2 protein-coding genes are annotated in these 2,223 nt (G+C 72.0%); one reads left to right on the top strand and one right to left on the bottom strand.

The window, feature by feature from the left end:
* Nucleotides 1–8: 8 nt before the first annotated feature.
* On the bottom strand, nt 9–1,445 hold the full coding sequence (locus H3C53_04200; protein MBW7915876.1) for a glycoside hydrolase family 13 protein: 1,437 nt from the start codon (nt 1,443–1,445) through the stop codon (nt 9–11).
* Nucleotides 1,446–1,523: 78 nt separating this feature from the next.
* On the opposite strand from H3C53_04200, the gene H3C53_04195 reads away from it, so the two are divergent.
* Nucleotides 1,524–2,189, top strand: a complete 666-nt coding sequence (locus H3C53_04195; protein ID MBW7915875.1) for a hypothetical protein — start codon at nt 1,524–1,526, stop codon at nt 2,187–2,189.
* Nucleotides 2,190–2,223: the final 34 nt, after the last annotated feature.

Here is a 2,223-nt window from a genome sequence, read left to right as displayed (position 1 = left end):
GCGCCGGTTCAGGCGCGCGTCAAGAGGAGCCCCCCGCGAGCCGGCACGAGGGGCGCGCCCTCGGCTTGGCGCAGCGTGGCGCCGCTCACCTCGTCGCGGTAATCCCCGGCCGGCACGGCGTCCGTTGGCACCGCCGCCGCCGCGTCCGTGAGGTTGACTACGGCCAGCGTCGGCGGCTCGTGCGGCAGGCACCGCTCCACCACCACGACGCCGTCGGCCGGCGCGAGGAGCCGGGTCCGACCCCGCCTCAACGCCGCCAGGCGGGCGCGCGCCGCCGCCAGGGCGCTCAGGTACCCCATGAGGTCGCGGTCCCACGCGTCCTCGTGATCCCACGGCATGGCGCCGCGGCAGGCGGGGTCGTGACCGCCCGTCAGGCCGATCTCGTCGCCGTAGTAGACGCAGGGCGCGCCCGGCCAGGTGAAGAGGAGCAGGTACGCCAGCCTGACCGCCGCCCCGTCTCCCATCAGGGTGGTGGCCAGGCGCGGCGTGTCGTGCGAGCCGAGGAGGTTGAGCTGGCAGTGCACGGCTTCGTCCGGGTACGCCTGCAGTAGCTTCGCGCCCACGCCCGCGAACCCCGCCGCGTCGAGCCGCTCGATGCCGTTGAGGCCGCTGCGCGAGAGCTCGTCGTGCGCGAGCTGCCGCCCCACCAGCCCGAGGATGGCGCGGTTGAGCTGGTAGTTCATGACGCCGTCGAAGATGTCGCCCTGCAACCAGCGCCCAGCGTCGTCCCAGATCTCCCCCACCAGGTAGGCGCCAGGGTTCACGGCGCGGCAGCGGCGGCGGAACTCGCGCCAGAACTCGTCGTCGTCGATCTCGTTCGGGACGTCGAGGCGCCAACCGTCGGTGCCGACCCCGAGCCACCGCTCGGCCACCTGGTAGATGAACTCGCGCACGTCGGGGTTGCTCGTGTTGAACTTCGGCAGGGCGGCGAGGCCCCACCACGCCTCGTAGCCGAGGGAGCCGCCGCCGTAGGCGTTGAGCGGGAAGCGGTGCACGTGGAACCAGTCGCGATACGGGCTGGCCGGGCCGTTCTCGAGCAGGTCGTGGAACTGCAGCAGGCCGCGGCTGGCGTGGTTGAAGACGCCGTCGAGCACGACCTTCATGCCGCGCGCGTGGCACGCCTCCAACAGTTCGACCAGGGCGGCGTCGCCGCCCAGCATGGGGTCGACGACGTGGTAGTCGTGCGTGTGGTAGCGGTGGTTGGCGCCGGAGGCGAAGACGGGGCAGAGGTAGAGCGCCGTGACGCCCAGCGCCTGCAGGTGGTCGAGCCTCTCGACGACGCCGAGGAGGTCGCCCCCCTTGTAGCCGTGCAGGGTGGGCGGCGCGTCCCACGCTTCCAGGCCGTTCGGCTTGTGCACCCGGTCGCTGCGGGCGAAACGGTCGGGGAAGACCTGGTAGAAGACGGCGTCTTTCACCCAGTCGGGCCAGGGACCAGTCGGAGACATGTCCGGGATGCTAACCCGCTGGGCTCGCGGGGTTAGGCTCCGCTAGTGATCCGGCCGAAGCGCCCCCACTCCTGGCGCGTGTTCCTCCTCCGCTTGGTGCAGCTCAACGTCGGGCTGGTGATCTACGGCCTGTCCGTCGCCTTGATGGTCAACGCGGGCATCGGGTTGGGGCCCTGGGACGTCTTCCACCAGGGCATCTCGCGGCTCACGCCCCTGACCATCGGGCAGGCGATGATCCTGGCCGGGCTCGCCGTGCTCGTCTACTCCGTCATCGGCCCCAAGGTGAAGGTGGGGATCGCCACGGTCTTGAACATGGTCCTGATCGGGGTGTGGTGCGACGCGTTCCTCGCCATGCCCGGCTTCCCGCACGCCATGAGCTACCTGGCCGGAGTGGGCGTCTTCGCGCTCGGCACGGTGCTCTGCGGCGTTGCCACCGGCCTCTACCTCATGGCCGGGCTGGGCGCGGGGCCCCGCGACGGCTTCGTGCTCGGCGTCGCCAAGGTGACTGGCGGCACCGTGAGGCTGGTGCGCACGGTCACGGAGCTGTCGGTGTTGGCGCTCGGTTGGCTGATGGGCGGCACCGTCGGCCTGGGCACGGCGCTCTTCGCCTTGACCGCCGGGCCGCTCATGCAGTTCTTCATGCGCGCCTTCCGGTTCACCGGGCAGGTCTACTCGGCGCTGGAGGAGCGTCTCGCCCCGGCCGGCCTGGCCGCGGCCCCGCGCGCGCAGCCAGAGAAGGGCTAGGCCTTCGCCCGGCCCGCCGCTCCTCGGCCGCCGC

It is taken from the genome of Trueperaceae bacterium, from assembly GCA_019454765.1.
Taxonomy (GTDB): Bacteria; Deinococcota; Deinococci; order Deinococcales; family Trueperaceae; genus JAAYYF01.
The sequence above is the reverse complement of the archived record's forward strand: the minus strand, read 5'-3'. Positions and strand labels throughout refer to the sequence as shown.

Excerpts from the sequence above, each read along its gene's own strand:
- H3C53_04200 (MBW7915876.1), bottom strand. The coding sequence starts at position 1,445 with ATGTCTCCGACTGGTCCCTGGCCCGACTGGGTGAAAGACGCCGTCTTC.